This window comes from Micropruina glycogenica, assembly GCF_900289045.1.
Classification (GTDB): Bacteria; Actinomycetota; Actinomycetes; order Propionibacteriales; family Propionibacteriaceae; genus Micropruina; species Micropruina glycogenica.
In genome coordinates, this window is the sequence record NZ_LT985188.1 from 1,378,895 (window position 1) to 1,398,463 (window position 19,569).

The 19,569-nt window shown below is 72.3% G+C and carries 8 protein-coding genes and 1 pseudogene; 6 read left to right on the forward strand and 3 right to left on the reverse strand.

Going from position 1 to position 19,569, the window contains the following annotated elements:
* Window positions 1-11: 11 nt before the first annotated feature.
* Genes MPLG2_RS06440 through MPLG2_RS06460 form a run of 5 tightly spaced genes read left to right on the forward strand, consistent with a single transcriptional unit; the run spans window position 12 to window position 15,075 of the window.
* Entirely contained in the window at window positions 12-2,954 is a 2,943-nt protein-coding gene (locus tag MPLG2_RS06440; protein WP_158680921.1) for a metallophosphoesterase family protein, read from the forward strand.
* Window positions 2,951-6,451, forward strand: coding sequence for a DUF6603 domain-containing protein (locus tag MPLG2_RS06445; RefSeq protein ID WP_105185418.1), 3,501 nt, complete (start codon window positions 2,951-2,953; stop codon window positions 6,449-6,451). Before MPLG2_RS06440 ends, MPLG2_RS06445 begins: the two co-directional genes overlap by 4 nt.
* Window positions 6,448-9,261 carry a hypothetical protein gene (locus tag MPLG2_RS06450; RefSeq protein ID WP_105185419.1) on the forward strand — a complete coding sequence of 938 codons (2,814 nt, stop codon included), beginning with the start codon at window positions 6,448-6,450 and terminating at the stop codon, window positions 9,259-9,261. The genes MPLG2_RS06445 and MPLG2_RS06450 overlap by 4 nt, the downstream gene beginning before the upstream one ends.
* On the forward strand, window positions 9,258-13,340 hold the full coding sequence (locus MPLG2_RS06455; protein WP_105185420.1) for a hypothetical protein: 4,083 nt from the start codon (window positions 9,258-9,260) through the stop codon (window positions 13,338-13,340). Before MPLG2_RS06450 ends, MPLG2_RS06455 begins: the two co-directional genes overlap by 4 nt.
* 1 nt (window position 13,341) lies before the next feature.
* Window positions 13,342-15,075, forward strand: a complete 1,734-nt coding sequence (locus MPLG2_RS06460) for a hypothetical protein (RefSeq protein ID WP_105185421.1) — start codon at window positions 13,342-13,344, stop codon at window positions 15,073-15,075.
* A gap of 64 nt (window positions 15,076-15,139) precedes the next feature.
* Here MPLG2_RS06460 and MPLG2_RS06465 read toward each other — a convergent pair whose 3' ends face one another.
* A complete protein-coding gene (locus MPLG2_RS06465) occupies window positions 15,140-16,498 on the reverse strand; it encodes a proteasome accessory factor PafA2 family protein (protein WP_197710110.1) in 1,359 nt (452 codons plus the stop codon).
* Between the two features lie 40 nt (window positions 16,499-16,538).
* Between MPLG2_RS06465 and MPLG2_RS06470 the strand changes: the two genes are divergently transcribed.
* Window positions 16,539-16,904: a DUF3054 domain-containing protein gene (locus tag MPLG2_RS06470; protein ID WP_105185423.1), complete on the forward strand. Its 366-nt coding sequence runs from the start codon at window positions 16,539-16,541 to the stop codon at window positions 16,902-16,904.
* Between the two features lie 73 nt (window positions 16,905-16,977).
* On the opposite strand, the gene arc is transcribed toward MPLG2_RS06470, so the two are convergent.
* Complete coding sequence (gene arc, locus MPLG2_RS06475) at window positions 16,978-18,648, reverse strand: proteasome ATPase (RefSeq protein WP_105185424.1); 1,671 nt, start codon at window positions 18,646-18,648, stop codon at window positions 16,978-16,980.
* Window positions 18,645-19,553: pseudogene (locus tag MPLG2_RS06480) on the reverse strand (tRNA (adenine-N1)-methyltransferase); the annotation flags it as partial. The pseudogene MPLG2_RS06480 and the gene arc, both read right to left, overlap by 4 nt.
* Window positions 19,554-19,569: the final 16 nt, after the last annotated feature.

A 19,569-nucleotide genomic window follows, 5' to 3' on the forward strand; every position in this document is an offset into this window, starting at 1 on the left:
GGGGCACCGTCATGGAACTGCCGCTGCTGCTCGCGGGTCCGATCCTGCGCCGGGTCGACCCGAGCATCGTCAGCGTCTGGATGGCCTTGAGCAGCGACGCCACGGTGCGCCTCGACGTCTACGAGGGCCGGGTGGCCTTCGACACCACGAACCCCGTTTTCGTCTCGAGCGACGACGCCCCCGACCCCAACGCACCCAAGCCGTACCCCGGTGCCGACACGATTCGCATCGGCGAACGGCTGCACCTCAGCCTGGTGTCGGCACGTATTCCACCCGCCTCGGGCAAGGTCTTCGAAGCAGATCGGCTGTACTCGTACAACATCACCATCTTCGCCTCGGGCGGCCGGCAAGAGACGCTGCAGTCGCTGCAACTGCTGCAGACCCGCCAGGTCAGCGGCACCACCGCCGGCCCGCTCGGCTACGCCGACCGCATGCTGCCCAGCTTCGCGCTGCCGCCCAGCAATCTGGACGACCTGCAGATCGCCTACGGCTCGTGCCGCCGCCCCGGCTACGACGACGGCGACGCCTTTCCCTGGCTCGACCAGTACCTGGCCGAACGGTTCGGCGACCCGCGGGCCCGCCTGCATCAGCTGTTTCTCGGCGGCGACCAGATCTACGCCGACGACGTCGAGGACGTGCTGATGCGGCGCGTGGTCGAACTGGGCGTCGAGTTGATCGGCACCACCGCTGCGTCCGGTCAACTCGCCGGCGAGCCCGACCAGACACCGATCGAACGCGTCACCGTCGACAAGGTGCGGCTGCTCAAGCGCACCGTCGATCCGCAGAACCCCGACGCCGCTTACGACGACGAGCCCGCCGCCGCCACCACGGCCAACCCGCTGCCCGCAGGCCCGCCCTGGTTCGGCGTGGGCAACCGGCTGTACCTGACCAACTGCAGCGCCCAACTGACCAGCGAGGACGGCAAGAACCACCTGATCTCGCTGGGCGAGTTCGCCGCCGCCTACGTGCTCTACTGGGCGCCGGAATGCTGGGGCACCGACATTCCCGGCGCGCAACTGCAGACCGGCGCCACCGCGTCGGGCCCCGTGCACTGGCTGGACGTGCTGACCGACAACCAGTCCGTCGCCCTGCCCGACGTCGGCACGCCGGCGCGGGTGCCGCAGTACACCTTCACCGACGCCACGGTGCGCAAAGACGAACTGGCCAAAGAGGCCGCCCGGCGCGCGAAGCTCAGCCAGGCCGAGCGCGACGAGGAAGACCAGGACCGCGCCAAAGACAAGGCCAAACAAGACGCCAAGCGGCCCAAGGTCAGCCGCCGCCACCAGCGGGTGCACCGGCAGTTTCTGGCCGACCTGTGGCGGGCACAGCGACTGCTGGCCAACGTACCCACCTACATGATTTTCGACGACCACGACGTCACCGACGACTGGTTCCTGACCCCCATGTGGCGGCATCGGGTGCTGAGCACCGGGCTGGGCCAGACGATTCTGACCAACGCGATGACCGCCTACGCGCTGTTCCAGGACTGGGGCAACGACCCACGCCGCTACGACGTGACCGCGACCGATCGTCCTGACCTGGCGGGCGGGCTGCCCAGCGACGTGCTGGTCGCCGCGCAGAAGTTGTTCCCCGGCGGCGCCGACCAGGGCCCCGCGAAGGCGCCGTTCACCGCCCTGGGCAAGCTGTTCGGCCACGACCTCGACAACCAGGCCCTGCCCAACGGCGAGTTTCTCTCGGTCAAGCCGCCGATCGCCTGGCACTTCGTGCTCGACGGCCCCAAACACCGGGTGGTCGCGCTCGACAACCGCACCAGGCGCAGCTACGTCAGCGAGATCGGGCCCCCCGGCAACGTGTCGAAAGAGGCGCTGGACGCCCAGATTCCCAAGCCGCCGCTGCCGGCCGGGGTCGAGGTGCTGGTGGTGATCGCGCCCCTACAGGTGATCGGGCCGCCGGTGATCGATGAGGTGGTCAGTCGGGCCATCTACCGCATCTTCGACGCCGTGCACCGCGACGAGGTGGCCGGCGAGAAGATCTCGGGCGCCCGACTGATGCCCGGCACCAACCCCGACGCACTCGAAACTTGGGCGCTCGACGAGAACACCTTCGAGTACCTGCTGTCGCGGCTTGCCGACTACGGACGGGTCGTGGTGCTGTCGGGCGACGTGCACAACGCCGCGTCGAACCTGATGAGCTACTGGCGCGGCACCAGCACCACCCCGGCCCGCATCGCCCAGTTCACCTCGAGCGGCTTCAAGAACGTGATGCCGGTCTACCTGCAGGCCCTCGACGCCAAGGCGATGCTGCTGCAGCAGATGCTGCGGGCCAAGCTGGGCGTCGAACGGCTCGGTTGGACGAAGCCCGACGCCGACCTGGTGCTGCTGCCCGCCGGACGCACCGAAGCCGAGCTGGTCACCGTCACGCGCGCCAAGCTGCTGCGCAGCCCGGTGCTGCTGCCGACCTGGGGCTGGATCGACGACAACTCCGACGGCGAAGACGACGAGGCCAAGCGGTCACGGCTCAACCCGGCCCGGCCGCCCGACTGGCGCTGGCGGGTGACGCCCCTGCTCGACGAGCGACCCGACGTGGTGCCCACTCCCCCGCCCAAAGACCCGAACGCGGTACGGCCCACCCCGATCCGGGTGTTTCCGCTCGACGAGGCCGGCATCGAAGACCTGGCGGGTGACCCGTCCACCACCTTCGCCGCCCTGCGCCAGGTGGCGGTGCGGCACCAACACGCCCTGGAGCGCATGCGCAACACCCGGCAGATGATGTTCCGCTCGAACTTCGGCATTTGCCGCTTCGAGAGCAAAGACGACCAGGTGACGGCGGTCGGCGAGGTGTACACCCAGGCGATCGATCCCGACACCCAGCTGCCCGTGATGGCGCCGTACATGGTGCACAAGGCCCCGCTGGGGCCGCTCACCGAGGATCCGCCCGAACGGCTGCGCCGGTTCGTGATCGAGCGGGTGCCCGTGCCGGAGCCCACGCCATGAGCGCGTCGTCCGTGCTGCGCAGCCTCGCCGGCGAGGTGATCGACTTTCTGGTGTTCGTCGGCGAACTGCTGGGCGGCGCCAGCGCCGATCAGGCCCGCGAGGCGATTCTGCGCGACCTCGGGGCCAAGCCGGGCAGCGGCGGGTTGGTGCTGCCGGCCGCGTCCATGGATTCGGTCAAGGCCTACCGCGACTCGATCGACACCGACCTGCAGGCCGACATCGCGGCAGCCGCCGACATCGCGATCGTGATCAACGCGATCATCGAGCAGATCGAGACCTGGGGCGGATCCGACTGGTCAGGCCGCACCGACACCCTGATCACCAGCCTGTTCGACGTGCTGGGCCGCACCTACGTGCGGCAACGCTGGCCCAAGCTGTTTCTGGTGATCGAGGCGCTGGCGGTGGCCGGCGAACTCACCGGCTCGCTGGGCCCCGGCGAACAGGCGCTGCCGCACCGCTCGGGCGGCGACACCCACCCCGGCCGGTTCTTCGACTCGCTGCTGACCATTCTGAAGTTCGTCTGGAACCCCGGCCGAACCCTCGACGACCTGGACGACACCCGCGAGTGGGCCACCGGCTCGACCCTGAACACCGCCCGCGACGAGTCGTTTCTGGTCATCGACGGCCTGATTCGCGGCATCGTCGCCGCCATCGCGGTGATCGACCAGACCAAGGACGAGTTCGACGAGAACATTCTCAGCGACGTGATCGTCGGCTGGGACGGCAAGGGCCTCGACATCGACTCCGACGAGCGGCCCTCGGCGGCCGACCTGCTGGCCAGCCGCATGGTGTCGCTGTCGCTGCTGCACGAAGCCGACTCGGCCACCGAAGAGCTGAAGGTGACCTGGCTCTACCTGCCGCGCCGGCTGGGCAACCCCGCCCGGCCGCACCAAGTGTTCCTCGCCCTCGGTGGCGCGCTGAGCATCGACCAGGTGCTCAACCCGCAGCGCAGCAGCCACTCGCCCGAGTGGCGGTTCAGGGTCGGGCTGAAGAGCGACGCCGGGGCCGCGCTGCTGATCAGTGGTGACGGCGTCGAGGCCAGCCCTGAGGCGTCCGGGCTGCAGGCGAGCTTCGGCTACGTGGCCACCCCCGACTCCAGCGGCATCAGCTACGCCCTGCCGCGGGCCACCGGCATGCGGGTCGAACTGGGCGGACTGTCGTTTCTGCTCACCCTGTCGGCCACCGGGGCCCGGGTGCTGGCGGTGTTCGACAGCTGCGCCCTGGTGGTGGACGGTTCGAGCGCCGACAGCTTCATGCGCAAGCTGCTGGGCGGCCGTCCGTACCGCACGATGTTCGGCTTCAGCCTGGGTTACGACTCGAACCTCGGCTTCATTCACGAACTGCACCGGGTGAGCGGCAAGGACGCCACCGGCGCCACCGTGCCGTTCGACTCGGCCGGGCCGGCGGGGCCGTCCGACCTCGACTTGACCCTGCCGCTGGGCGGCGGCGGCGCGCTGGGCATCAACCCGCTCGAGGTGGTGCTGCGGGTGGCCTGGCGCAGTGCGGACGCCCCCGCCACCGGCTGGGCGGTCGCCGCGGGCGGGCTGATCACGTTCAGCGTCACCTGGGGCCCCCTGTACCTGCGGGTCGACCAACTCGGGCTGCTCGCCGAACTCGACACCATGAAGCTGCAGAAAGACCGCAACCTGGGCCTGGTCGACGCGCACGTCGACGCCAGCCTGCCCACCGGCATCGCGCTGAACATCGATGCCGGCGCGATCAGCGGCGGCGGGGCGATTCACCACGATCCGGCCTCGGGCGACTACTACGGCGCGGTGGTGCTGCGCATCGCCAAGCGGGTCACGCTGACCTGCCTGGGCCTGGTGTCGACCCGCGACGGCCAGGGCAACCAGCTCACCTCGTTCATTCTGATCGGCACGGTCGAGCACCTCGGGCTGACCGCCGGCTTCATCACCCTGGACGGCCTGGGCGTGCTGTACGCCGCCGACCGCACCCTCGACGTGCCCGCCGTACGCGCCGCACTGCCGTCCGGCAAGCTCAAATACCTGCTCTTTCCGGCCGACCCGGTGAAGACGCTGCCCGAGATGGTGGCCGGCCTGCGCACCTTCTTTCCACCCAAGGAAGGCACCCACATCTACGGGCTGCTGGTGAAGCTGACCTTCGGCAACGCCGACCATCCGCTGCTGCGGGCCGACCTGGCGTTGATGCTCGAACGCGACGGCAACACCGACACCTCGCGGCTGCTGGTGCTGGGCCGGGTCAGTTCGGTGCTGCCGCAGGAGCAGGCGGCCGTGCTCACGCTGAACCTCGACGTGGTGGGCGAGTTCGACTTCGACACCGGCTTCGCCGCCCTCGACGCGGTGCTGTACGAGTCGAAGCTGTTCGGCCGGTTCACCCTCACCGGCGCGGCGGCGTTCCGGCGGGCCCGCGGCCTCGGCTTCGCGCTTGCCATCGGCGGGTTCAACCCGCGGTTCACCCCGCCGGCCGGCTTCCCGGTGGTGCCGCGGGTCACCGTGGCGTTGACCAGCGGCGACAACCCCAAGCTGATCATCGAGGCCTACCTGGCGATCACGCCCAACACGCTGCAGTTCGGCTGCACCGCCTCGCTGTACGCGGCGGCGTTCGGGTTCTCGATCCAGGGCTACATCGGCTTCGACGTGCTGATCGCCTTCTGGCCGCCGCACTTCATCGCCGACTTCAAAGCCGGCGTGCAGCTCAAGCGGGGCAGCCGCAGCCTGTTCAAGGTCGACGTGAGTGGCACCCTCGAAGGCCCGCTGCCGCTGCGCGTGGCCGGCAAGGCCACCTTCGGCATTCTGTGGTGGGACTACACGGTCTCGTTCGACAAGACCATCATCGGCGGCAGCAACTCGGTGGTCAGCGAGCTGCTGGACGTGCTCACCGAGCTGCTCACCCGGCTCGACGACCCGGCCAGCTGGCGCACCGAGCTGCCGTCCACCGCCGGGCAACTCGTCGGGGTGCGCACCAACCCGGCCACCGACGGGCTGTCGCTGCACCCGCTGGGCCGGGTCGTGGTGCAGCAGGGCCTGGTGCCGCTGGGCCTTGATCGCGACATCGACCGCGTCGGCGCCTTCGTGCCGTCGAACGAGCGGCGGTTCCGCATCACCGCGGCGCGGGTCGGCGGCCGCACCTTCACCGACTTCGACACGGTGCACGACGAGTTTCCCGATAGCCAGTTCTTCGAACTCACCGAGGCCGAACGGCTGTCGGCTCCCGGCATGGTGGTGCGTCAGGCGGGTGTCGGCTTCGGCGACGACGGGTACGACACCGATCCTTCGCTGGGCGTGCCGGCCCCCTTCCACTACACCGAGATCGTGGTCGGCGACGACGGCGTGCCGGTGCTGCAGCCCGAGCCGCAGCCGGCGCCGCGCGAGCACGTGCTGGCGGGCCTGCGCATCAGCGCATCGGCGCGGGCGCTGACCCGCACCGCGCCGTCCGACAGGTTCTCGGGCGTGCGGCGCACCGACGCGCCCAGGCTGGCGACCCTCGGCCTGGCCCGGACGGCGGGGGTGTCATGACCGAGCCCGCCCTGCTGTTTCTGCCCTGGGTGCGCCGGGGAGGCGCGCTGAGCCTGCCGCCCGACCTGCCGAGCGGTCATCCGCCCAGCCACGTCAGCACCACCGTCGGGGTGAGCGTGAACGATCGGCCGGGCGCCGACGTGCCGGTGCAGCTGCTCGGCCCCGGCGACGTCACCGGTGTGGCGCCGCAGCAGGTGATTCGCAGCGACCCGGCCCCCAACGCCCGCACCTTCGAGTCGAACTACCTCGCCTTGGTGGAGTTCGACGACCCGGGCCTGCCCTGGCTGTTCACCCCGGCGTCCGCGTCGGACGGCAAGCTGCGGCCCTGGCTCTGCCTGGTGGTGGTGCGCGAGCAGCCCGGCGTGCGACTGCTGCCGGCCGGCAAGGGTGCGCTGCCGGTGCTGCACGTCGGCACCCCCGCCCGTCCGGAGGTCGAGCTGCCGAACCTGGCCGACTCGTGGGCGTGGGCGCACGCCCAGGTGGCCCTCGACGGGGCGGCCGGCTCAGCGGCCGTGGCGGCGGCGCTGGCCGGCGATCCGGCCCGCAACCTGTCGCGCCTGATGTGCGGACGGCTACTCGCCGAGCAGACCCCGTACCTGGCCTGCGTGGTGCCCACCTTCGAGGCCGGACGGCGGGCCGGGCTGGGCGACGACCCGGGCGACGCCCAAGGCCCGGCCTGGACGATCGCCGACGGCATGGGCACCGTCGAGCTGCCGGTGTACCACCATTGGCGGTTCGCCACCGGGCCGAGCGGCGACTTCCAGTCGCTGGCGCTGGCGATTCGGGGCCGTCCGGTCGAGGACGGCTTCGGATTGCGGCCGATCGACCTGTCGACCGCCGGGCTGGGGCTGAGCGGCACCGACGACGCCCAGGAACTGCTCGGCGGCGCGCTGCTGGCCCTGGACGCCCCTACCCAGCGGTGGAGCGACCCGGCGCTGCCCGATCGGTTCTCAGCTGCGCTCGAGCCGGTGCTCAACGCTCCCGATTCGGCGCCGGCCGCCGAGCCCCTGCTGGCCCCGCCGCGGTACGGCTCGGCCTACCGCACGCCGGCCACGCTCGCCTCGGGCAGTTGGTACGAGCAGCTCAACCTCGACCCGGCCGCGCGGGTGGCGGCGGCGTTGGGCACGCTGGTGATCCAGCGCCAGCAAGAGACCTTGGCCGCGGCCGCCTGGGAACAGTCCGCCGACCTGTCGGCAGCGACCCGGGTGGTGGGGTTGGCCGGGCTCGGCTTCGCGCTGGCCGACAGCCTGCACCGGCGGCACGTGGCGCCGCTGTCGCCCGAGGTGGGGCTGTTCGTGCTGGCCCCGCTGCGCGCGGCCATGATGACCGCACCACCCGCCTCGGGCGGGCAGAGCTTCGCCGTGCAGTGGAACCGGGCCCGGCTGCCGGGCGCCGCGCTCGGCTCGGCCGTCCGCCGGGTCACCCGGGTGCGCGGCCCGGCCGTCCGCACCGCCGAGCGCGACGGCACCATGCCGCCGCTGCTCGACTGGATCGGCAGCATGGTGCCCAGCGCCCGGCTGGCGCGCAGCTTCGCGGCCCCCAGCGGCCCGCTCACCTTCGACGGTGTCGGCCCGACGGTGCCGTCCGCGCGCGTGCTCTCTTGGGCGGCGCTCACCGCCGACGCGGTCACGAATTCAATGCCCCACCCGGGCTTCGCGCTGTCGGCCACCCCGGCCCCGGCGGGTCCGCGACCTTTTCCGCTGCCGGGCGGGATCGTCACCGGAGGGGTGTTCACCGAGGCGGTGGGCGGGCCGGCGGCCCGCCCGGCGCTGCGCCGGCCCGACGATGGCGGCGGCCCGAGCCCGATCCGGCGGCGACCGGGTGACGGCGGGGAGCCCCCAGATCCGCCGGATCCGCCCGATCTGCCGGATCGGCCCCACCACCCACCCCCGCGCGACAGTGCCGCCGCGGCGCTCTTCCGCACCGTGGCGGCCAAGCAGCTCGGCCGCTTCGCGCCGGTCACTGCTGACTCGGGCACCGCGACCGGCACCGTGGTGCTCGGCACCCTGATGGCCGAGGCGGTGGCGCTCACCGCGCCGATGCGCACGTTCACGGCCGCGATCGGTGCGCTGTTCACCACCGCGCCGGCACCCGCCACCGATGACACCCCCATGCCCGACCTGCGGTTCACCCCCCGGTTCGACTCCCCGATGGCGCACTCGTTGGCCGAACTGGGCGAGCAGTGGCTGCTGCCGGGGCTGGCCGGCGTGCCCGCCAACACCGCCCTGGGTCTGCGCACCAACGGCGCCTTCGTCGAGGCGTTCATGGTCGGGCTCAACCACGAGTTCGGCCGTGAACTGCTCTGGCGCGAGTTCCCCACCCGGCTGACCGCCACCTTCTTCGACCGGTTCTGGGACGCCGCGGTGGCCCCCACCGAGCCGCCCGACATTCCCCAACTGGACCAGTGGGCCGACCGCGCGCTGGGCGCGCCGACGATTCGTCCCGAGCGGTTCGTGTTGCTGCTGCGCAGCGAGCTGATGCGCCGCTTCCCCGACGCGGTGGTCACCGCCACCAAGCGCGGCGCCGCGCCCGGCCAGGCCCTGCTGCCCACCTTCCGCGGTTCGCTCGACCCCGACGTCACCTTCTTCGGGTTCGCGATTCCGCTGGCCGATGCCGACCAGTACGCGATCAGCATCGCCGAGCAGCCGGGTGCGCCGCGGTTCGGTTTCGAGGTGGGCGAGGCTCCGAGTGACGTGAGTCACGCGCCGGCGACGGACGCCTCGGCGGCCAAACTCGCCGGGCGGCTGCGCCAGTTGCCGTCCCGCATCACGATTCCGGTGCAGGTGCTGATGAGGAAGCCCGAGTCATGACCGCCGCCGTGAACCTCGGCCCGCTCACCGCCGACGCCCTGCTGGCCGACGCCCGGCTGAGCGGCGAGCTCGGCCCGGGCAGTCACCCGCTGGCGCTTTTGCCGGTGCGGCTCGAAACTCGCTACGCCGGCGGCGAGTTGCTGGTGCGCATCTACCCCGACCAGGTGCACGTCGACGCGCACGACGAGCGGCTGTCGGCGGCCGAGCAACAGGCCGGGCAGGACTTCTGGCGCGCCCAGTGGCGCACCGGTGCGAACCAGGCGCGGCAACAGCGCATCTGGGCTCCGCTGGCCGGCCGCTACGGCGCCGGCCGGGCCGGCTGGGTGGTGCGCGCGACTCGTCCGAGCAACGGCACGCAGCGGCCGACGGGCGAGGTGGGCGACGACGCGCCGCTCGCGGTCGAACCGTCGTTCGCCCCCATCGACACCACGGACGAGCGCCGCACCCCCGTCGCCCGGCTGCTGCCGGCCCGCTGGACGGTGACCGCGTACGCGGGCGGCCAGGTGCTGGCGGTGGCCACCGGCGCACCGATCACCATCGACCCCGCGGTCGGCCCCGACCTGGCCGCTCCGCTGGTGGGCGACGCCGACGATCACGAGGTGGCCGCGGTCGACACCGGCATGAACTGGTTGGTCGACTTCGCCGGCGCCGAGCAGCTGGGCATGGCGGTGCGGCTGCCGGTGACCGGCCCCGTCGACCTGCTGGTGGCCACCGGGGTGCGGGGCGTCGACCCGGCGGCGGGAGCCGTCCAGTTGGCGGCGCTGTTGCAGGCGCAGCGGTATTCGGCCGGGCTGGGTTTTCTGCCGCCCGAGGCGCCGACGAACAACTCAGACGCGGCCGGCTCGGCGTGGTCGAGCGGCGAGGTGGGTGCCTGGTCGGCGGCCGATACCGAACCCGCGACCGGTTCGGTGGGGGCGGCCACGGCGGTGGCGCTCGGCGTGGCACTGCCCGGGTCGCTGCCCCACGCGGGCGACACCGACGATCTCACCGCCCCGATGACGCGCGCTCTGTGGCCGGCGACGTGGGGGTACTGGCTGGCCCAGTTCGCCGGGGTGGACGGCGCGAGCACCGACTGGGGCCGTGACTTCGCCGTGCGGTTCCTGAGGCCGGGCGGGCCGCTGCCCACGCTGCGGGTCGGACGGCAGCCGTACGGCCTGCTGCCCGTCACCTCGGTGGGCCGGTTCGCCGGCGACCCCCGGTCGACCCGGCTGAGCCGGGTGATCGCCGGGCTGCGCGACGGCGCGTGGCGGCCGGCCGTCGACCTGGCCCCCAGGGTCGGCCGGGCCGACGTGGCCACCGACCTGGTCGACGTGCTGAGGCTCGAGGGACGCTCCGACGACCTTCGGCTGCGGCGCAGCATGGGCGCGCGGTTCGCCGACAACCTGCAGCGGTTACTGGGCGCGGCGACGACCGAGGGCGGGTTCTGGAATGCAGCCCGCGACCGGTCGCTGCCGCTGGCCAACGCGGCCGGGCTGGGCCTGGTGCCGGGGGCACTCACGGTGCACGAGCCGTCCACACACCCGGTGACGCTGCCGCTGGTGGCGCCCTCGACCGACCTGGGTTTCATCGCCGCGCTGCTGGCCGCCGACCCCGACGCCCTGGCCGGCGCCACCGACGCCCCGGTGTCGGTGCTGGCCGCGCTGCTGCGGCACGGGCTGCTGCGCGAGCACGCCGACGCCGCCGCCCGGCTGCTGTCGCTCGGCGCCGCCGACGCCGAGTTCTACGGCTTCGGCGACGACGCCACCGGCTGGACGGCCCGGCGCGCCACCGTGCTGCCCGACGGCCACACCGTGGCGCAGCGCCTGGCCGACGGACCCGTGGGCTCGCTGACCGACTTCCGGACGGCCGTGAACACCCTGGCGGCGGCGTCCGTGCCCGCTCTGGAGCGGCAGTTGCTGCAGTCGATCGACGCCACCTCGCACCGGCTGGACGCCTGGGCCACCGCGCTGGCCACCGCCCGGCTCGACGAGGTGCGCACGGCCAACCCCGACGGCGTGCTGATCGGCGGGTACGGCTGGGTGGAGGGGCTGGCCCCCACGACCAGCGCTGCGGCCACGCCACTGCCGACCGGAGAGCCGGGGCCGCTGCTGGCGGCGCAGAGCGACCCCGGGTTCGTCCATGCCCCCTCGGTGCACCAGGCGCAGGTCGCCGCCCTGGCCCGCAACGCCCACCTGGCCCACGGCGGGGGCGAGCACGACCCGTTTGCGGTCAGCCTGACCTCAGAGCGGGTGCGGCTGGCCCGCTGGCTCTTCGACGGCGTGCGCGCGGGCCGCAGCCTGGGGGCCGTGCTCGGTTACCTGGTCGAGCGCGACCTGCACGAACGCCGCCTCGACTTCGCCGTGCTGCCGGCCCGTGAGGTGTGCCCGCTGCCCGGGCAGGAGGCCTTCTCGCTCGAAGCCAGGCGGCTCGACGGCCTGCGGCTGCACCAGTTGTGGGCGGGCAGCGAAGATCACGCGGTCGATCACCTGGTGTCGATGAGCCGCACCCCCACCGACGACGAACGCCGTCGCGCCGTGGGCGTGCTGCGCCGGCTGGCCGCAGCCGTCGACGCAGCGGCCGACGCCCTGCAGGCCGAGCAGGTGCACCAGTTCGCCCGGGGCGATCTCAGCCGGGCGGTCAGCAGCGTGGCCGACCTCGACCGCGGCCTGGCTCCCCCGCCCGAGCTGGACTTTCTGGCCACACCACGCACCGGGGCCGCGGTCACCCACCGGGTGGTCGTGCTTTTCGACCCCGACGCCGCCCCGGCCGCCGGCTGGGCAACCGCGGCGACGTCGCCGTCCGCGGCCGCCGAACCGGCACTGGACGCCTGGCTGAGCCACCAGCTCGGGCCCGCGATCGGACGGGTGCTGCGCCTGGCCGGTGAGCCGCCCGTCGACGTGCCGTGGGGCAGCCTCGGCATGGCGGCCGGCGATTTCGTGCGGTTGGCCGGTGGCGGCTCGGCGTTGCGCGAACTCGCCGTGCGGGCGGCGGTGGCGGCGGGCCGTCCGGTCGACGTCGCCGAGCTGACGCCAGACGACGACCTGCTGGCCCTGCTCGAACTGGGCGGCTCGCTGGCGGCCCTGGTGGCCTCGGCCAAGGGGCTGGACGGCGCCGCCCTCCAGCCGCCGCACGCCGACCCGGTGCCCGGCGTCGACCTGCCCGAACTGGCCGCCCGCGCGGCGGCGGCCCGGCGTGCGCTCGGCGCGGTGGTCGACCGGTTGAACGCCGCCCTGGCGACCCCCGACGACAGCGACGCTCTGCAGGCGGCCGTGGTGGCATCGTGGCCGTTCGCGGTGGGCGAGGCGGGGCTGCCGACGGTGAAGTCCGGGTGGGTGGCGGCCGCCGCCCGGGTGCTGGCCGACCTGACCGCCCGGCTGGCCGAACCGGTCGCGGCGAGCGACGATGCCGCAGCCCTGGGTCGCGAACTGGCGGCCCTGCAGGGGCCGGGCTTCGTGGCGGTGCCCAGGTTCACGGCCGGCACCATGCCCGACCTGATCGCCTCGCGCGACGACCCCGCGCTGGTCGGCGGCGACCCCCTGGCCGCCGAGGTGTGGGTGACCCGCATGGAGCGAGTGCGCGAGCCCTTGGCGCGGTTGGGCATCGCGGCGCGTGAGGCCGAGGCCCTCGGCGGGCCGGCCTTCGAGCCGGTGGTGGCACAGGTGCCCTACCACCCGGGTGACACCTGGAACGCCTTGCCGGCGCCCCATTACGTCGATGCGGCGACCTCGCTGCTGCTGATCGGCGGGCCGGTGCTGCGTGCAGGCGCCACCCTCGCCGGGCTGCTGGCCGACGAGTGGGCCGAAGTGGTGCCGTCGGCGTCCGAGACCACCGGGGTGGCCTTTCGCTACGACCCGCCGGAATCGATGGCGCCCCAGGCGATTCTGCTGGCCGTGCCGCCGGTACTCGACGAGCCGTGGACGGTGGGCCGACTCAACCAGGTGCTGGTCGAGACCCTCGAACTGGCGCACCTGCGGGCCGTGCCGCCCGAGGCGCTGGGGCCTGCCCGGCAGTATCTGCCGGCCGCGGTGCTGGCGTTCAACGCCGAAGGCGACGCGCCCTCCACCGATCCCAACGGGCTGACCCCGGCGGCGGGAGGCTGACATGGCGTCGATCACCACGTTCTTCAGGCTCGAGCCCGACCCGCTGCGGCCCGACGTCACGGTGGGTGCGACCGCGCCGCTGCACGACCCGCTGTGGCTGTTGGCCCGGCAGTGGCAGACCGGCGAGTTCGCCGCGCAAGACGGCGGCACGCCCGTCGTGGCCCGCTGGCGCGGAGTGGTGGCGCCGCCGACCCGGTTCGTGGCCGGCCGCATTCCGCCCGACACCCAGCTGCAGGCACCGCGCTTCGATGCGTCGGCGGCACCGTTGGAGACGCTGATCGAGGCGGTCGGGACGACGCTGCCGGCGGGTGCCGACGGGTTGGCCGGGCTGCGGCTCGGCGTCGACACCGGACGGCTGTTTCTGCGGCTGTTCGCCGCGCAGAGCACGTCGCGCGACTACGGCCCGGCCCTGGTCACGGCGTTCGCGGTGCCTCGCTACGCCGACGACGTGCTGGCCCAGGCCGATCAGGCCACGGCCGGCTATGCGCGGCTGCATGGCGGCCGCAGCCTCGACGGTCGCCGGTTGCGCGCCGAGCTGGCGGGGCGTCCGTTGCCCCGGTTCGGCGAGCAGGTCGCCGCGGGCGACGTGGCCGAGGTGCGCGCGGCCTGCGCCGACTGGCTGGCCCTGGTGGCGGAGCTGTTCGACGACGTCGACGCTGCCGCAGAGAGTTGGCAGCCCGACCGGTTCGAGTACACCGCGTCGATCTCGGCGCGGCTCGGCCCGAGCGGCTTCGACGAGACCACGCTGACCGCGCAGCGCTACGACAGCGACGTGCTCGACTGGTACGAGTTCGACGTCAACGGCGAGGTGAACCTGGGCACCACACCGGCCGAGGCGGGCGAGACGCTGGTGCGCACGGTGATGCCGGCTCCGGTGACGGCGCCGGGCCTGCCGGCGCGGCGGTTCTGGGAGTTCGAGGACGCCGCGGTCAACCTGGCCGCCCTCGCCCCCGCCGAAACCGACCTGGCCCAGGTGCTGCTCATCGAAACCCTGTCTGGCTACGGCAACGACTGGTTCGTGATCGGCGTCGACCTGCCGGTCGGACGGCTGGTGCGCTCGACCTCGTTGGTGGTCACCGACACCTTCGGTGCGCGCACGCTGTTGAACCCGATCGGCACCACTTCCGCCTTGGCGCCCGGCTGGAGCATGTTCCAGCACGCGATGCCCTTCGACGACGCGGCCCCCGAGGGTGCGACGATCCGCAACCTGTTGTATCTGGCGCCGCGGCTGGCCCGTCCGGTGGTCGGCGGCGTGGTCGAAGAGGTGCTGCTGGCCCGCGACGAGGTGGCCAACCTGAGTTGGGCGATCGAGCAGATCGTCGAGTCGCCGCTGCAGGGGCCGGTGCGGCTGAGTTCGGCCCGTCCGCCCGACCCGCCGGGGGACCCCGACGTGGCCCCCGACTACCACCTGGCGCAGGCGCCACCCCCGCACTGGATTCCGCTGCTGCCGGTGCGCACCGGGTCCGACGAGCAGGTGTCGCTGGCCCGCGGTTCGGTGCTCGACCTCGACGGACGCCGGGTGGTGACGAGCGTCACCGAGCTGCTCGGCGGTGGCCCGGACGGCGCCCTGCTGATTCCCGAAGAAGAGGTGCCGGTGGGTGGGCTGCTGGTGCAGCGCAGCTACCAGGCCGCCCGCTGGACCGACGGCACCCTGCACGTCTGGGCCGCACACCGCACCAAGGTGCCGGGCTCGGTGCCGCCCAGCGGCGTCCGGTACGACTACCTGATCGAGTGACCGGGGGTCGAGTCGGGAGATCCCGGCGAGACCAACTGGCCCTACCCGTCGAGCAGGTGCGGCGTCAGAGCCTCGCGTTCACGTACCCATCCAGACCGCCGGCCTCCCCGACGTCCACAGCAGTACCACCGAACGGGTCGTCGAGTCGCACCCGCCGCCGTCCGGAGCCGAGCAGCACCCACGTCCAGTCGACCGCACCCACCGATGCCGCGCGCTCGCCCGCCAGCCGGCCTCGGACGTACGCCCGGGTGTCCGAAGACGGCTCGACCATCGCCCGCTCGACCTCGCTCGACGACACCAACTCGGGCATCCGGCCCGCCCGCACCAACGCCGCGTACGGGCTGCGGTCGCTCAACTCGGCCCAGGTCAGGTCGAGCTGCGCAAGGCGCGGGTGATCCCAGTCGAGCCCGTCACGCCGTCTGAAGCTCTGCAACAGGTTGAGCTTCGCCACCCAGTCGAGTTCGCCGCAGGCCAGCGGCCCACTCTCAAGGCGGTCGAGGGTTGCCGACCACGCGCCGAGCACCTCGGCGTCACCCACACCCGCAGCCTGAACCTGAGCGTGATAGTCGCGCTGCACCTGGACGGCGGTCAGCCGACGTCCATCGGTCAGTTCGAGTCTCGCGGTGCAGCCGAGGTCGCGGCTGACCGCCTGCACGGCGCCAAGCGGATCGGCGAGTCGAACCGGTTTCAGGGCACCGGCTTCGATTGCCGCCAGCACCGCCGATGCCGTGCCCAGCTTCAGCCACGTCGAGGTGTGTGAACGGTTGGCGTCACCGGCGATCACGTGTAGCCGGCGCCAGCGCGAGCGGTCGGCGTGCGGCTCGTCGCGGGTGTTGATCAGCGGACGCCGAATCGTGGTCTCGAGCCCCGTGATCGCCTCGAAGAAGTCCGCCCGCTGCGACAGCTGAAAGCCGGGCTGCGTGCTGGCCTGGCCCAGCCCGACCCGTCCGGCACCGGTGAACACCAGCCGGGTCACCACGAACGGCAAGAAGCCCTCGACGATCGCCTCCCAGGCGACCGCCCGACTGATCAGGTGGTTCTCGTGATAGCCGTACGACGCTCCTTTGCCGTCGGTGTTGTTCTTGAACAGCAGCACCGGTGTGCCGAGTGCCTCGGTCGCCGCGCGGGCTCCTTCGGCCACGATCGCGTCACCGGCCAGGTCGGCCAGCAGCGCACCCCGTGGCGAGGTGACCTCCGGCGTCGAGTATTCGGGGTGCGCGTGGTCCACGTAGAGCCGCGCGCCGTTGCCCAGAAATCGGTTGTGGCTGTCTTCGAGCGGAATCGAGTGGTCGTCGTCCAGCCGTGCCCGCGTGCCCGGGCCCGGGTAGCTATCGACCACCGCGGCCGAGACCACGCTCGGGTGCAGCTCGGGCCGTCCGGGCGCCAGAATGCCGTACTCGGTCTCGGTTCCCAGCAGCGGCATGCCCCACATCGTAGGGTCGCGCTCCCCCTAGGCTGATGTCATGAAGTGGTGGACGACCCTCGGCCTCGATCTGATCGTGGTGCTGCTGTTCGCAACGATCGGACGGCTCTCGCACGGTGAGGCGGCCGACCCCCTGGGCGTTCTGACCACGGCGTGGCCGTTCGTGATCGCCCTGGCCGGCGTGACCGTGGCCCTGATCGGCATGCAGCGCCCCACCGACACCTGGCTGAACGGGCTCTTCGTCTGGGCCGGCACCCTCGGCTTCGGCATGTGGATTCGCGCCAACTGGGGCGAAGGCGTCCAGGCCAGCTTCGTGGTCGTGGCCGGCATCTTTCTGGGTGCCCTGATGATCGGCTGGCGGGTCATCGCCGCCCGCCGCTCGGCGCGAGTTGGGGACGGTTCCTAACTCCCGCCAGCTCTGCGCGACCAGGGGTCTCGGCAAGCTCGACCAGCGGGCAACTCGACCAGCGAAGGGTTGACTACTGGTTGACTTGGCGGCCGCCGCGCAGCGTGCGCATGAACGTGATCCGTTCGCCCTTGCGGCCCGAGATGCGGGCCCAGTCGTCGGGGTTGGTGGTGTTGGGCAGGTCTTCGTTCTCAGCGATCTCGTCGGCGCACGCGGTCAATAGATGGTCGAGCCGCACGCCGTCGTCGCCGCCGGCCAACACGTCCTTGATCGCGGCCTTCTTGGCCCGACCGACGATGTTGGCCAGCATCGCGCCCGAGGTGAAGTCCTTGACGAAGAGCACCTCACGGTCGCCCGAGGCGTAGGTGACCTCTAGGAAGCGGTTCTCGTCTGAGGTCGAGTACAGGCGTTCGACCGTCGCATGGATGAGCGCCTGGCGGAAGTCTGCGGCGGGTTGCGTTGGGAGATCCCGGCGTTCGCCGGGATGACGGGAAGGGTCGCCGGGATCACGGGAAGAGTCGCCGGGGTTCAGCGGGGTCTCGTCGGTGAGGTACTTGGCCAGAATCTCGCGGGCCGCGGCGGCGTCCGGGCGGTCGAGCTTGATCTTCGAGTCCAACCGTCCGGGCCGCAGAATCGCCGGGTCGATCAGGTCTTCGCGGTTCGTGGCGCCGATGATGATCACGTTGGTCAAGCCCTCGACGCCGTCGATCTCGCTGAGCAACTGCGGCACCACCGTCGACTCCATGTCGGAGCTGACCCCGCTGCCCCGGGTGCGAAACAGCGAGTCCATCTCGTCGAAGAACACGATCACCGGACGGCCGTCGGCCGCGTGTTCGCGGGCCGTGGCGAAGATCACCCGAATCTGCCGCTCGGTTTCGCCGACGTACTTGTTCAACAACTCGGGGCCTTTGATGTTCAGGAAGTGGCTGCCCACTCCCCCGCCTACCTGCTCGGCCAGCGAGTTGGCCACCGCCTTGGCGATCATCGTCTTGCCGCAGCCGGGCGGCCCGTACAGCAGCACTCCCTTCGGCGCCGGCAACTGATAGCGGGCGTACAGGTCGCGGTGCAGAAACGGCAACTCGACGGCGTCCCTGATCTGCTCGATCTGGGCGCCCAGCCCACCGATGTCGGCGTAATCGACGTCGGGCACCTCGTCGAGCAGCAGTTCGTTGACGTCGGAGCGTTCCACGACCCACAACGCCAGCCCGGCCCGCCGATCGGCGGCCACGCTCTGCCCCGGCTGCACGTCACCCAGGGCGGCCGCCGCCGTCAGCAGGTGTTCGTCGTCGCCGCCCCCGCCGACCAGAAGGCGTCCGTCGGCCAGCACGTCACGGACCACCACCACGTCGAACTGCGCCGCCTCAGGGCCGGTGGCCACCAGCATCATCGCCTCGTTGAGCAGCACTGACGACCCTGCACGCAGTTGCGGCTCGGTCAGGTCGGGGCTCACCGCCACCCGCAGCACCCGACCGCCGACGAACACATCAGCCAGGCCCGGTTCGGGCACCCCGAGCACCACGCCGTGCGCCTGCGGCGGGTTCGAGAGCGCCTCCAACTGGGCACGCATCGCCAGCAGCGACTCGCGCGCCTCACGCAGCGTGACGTTCAGCTTCTCGTTCTGCTGGGCCAGCGAACGGGCGTCGGCCCGGGCGTCGGCCAGCCGACGCTCGGCGATCTCGGCCGCCCGCTCACGTGCGTCGGCCCGCGCCTGCGCCGCCTCGACCGGATCTTGGGGCACCGTCACGACTGCTCCTGCGGCGACTCGTCCGCCGACACCTCGACCGGCACCTCCACGCCGGGCGGACGAGGCCCGGTATAGTCCGGTCCGTACGCCCCAGGTGCCGGACGGCGGCGGCGAAGCGGAGCGGTGACCCCCGGCGCCAGCCGTCGAGTGAAGATCAGAAAGCCGGTGTGCCCGGTGGTGCTGTGCCCCGGCCTGATCGCCAGTCCTTCGGCGTGCCAGCCCCGCGCGGTCAGCTCGCTCGCGGCCGGCTCGGTGAAGCCACCGTGGGCGCGAATCGTGTCCATGGTGCGACCCATCTGGGTGGTGGTCGCCACGTAGCAGCACAACATGCCGCCGCCCTGCAGCACTCCAGCCACCGCATCGATGCATTCCCAGGGCGCCAACATGTCGAGAATCACCCGGTCGACCGGCTCGGGCCCGATGTCGGCCGCAAGGTCGCCGATGCGTAGCTGCCAGGCCGGGTGCTCGCCGCCGATGAAGCGCTCGACGTTCTGCTTGGCCACCGCCGCGAAGTCGGGCCGCCGTTCGTAGGAGTACAACACCCCTGAGGGCCCGATCGCCCGCAGCAGGTGCAGGCTCAGCGCCCCCGAGCCGACGCCGGCCTCGAGCACCCGGGAGCCCGGAAAGATGTCGGTCTGCACCAGAATCTGCGCTGCGTCCTTGGGGTAGATCACCGCCGCCTCACGCGGCATGGTGACCGTGAACTCCTCCAGCAGTGGACGAAACGCCACGTACGCCACGCCGCCGGTCGAGGTGACCACGTTGCCGTCGGGTCCGCCGATCAGCTCGTCGTGGCCGATGCCGCCCCGGCTGGTGTGAAAGGTCGCTCCGGCGCGCAGCAGCACCGAGTGCCGCCGGCCTTTCGGGTCGGTCAGGGTGACCCGCTCCCCAGCCGTCAACGGCCCCGTGCGCACACCTGCA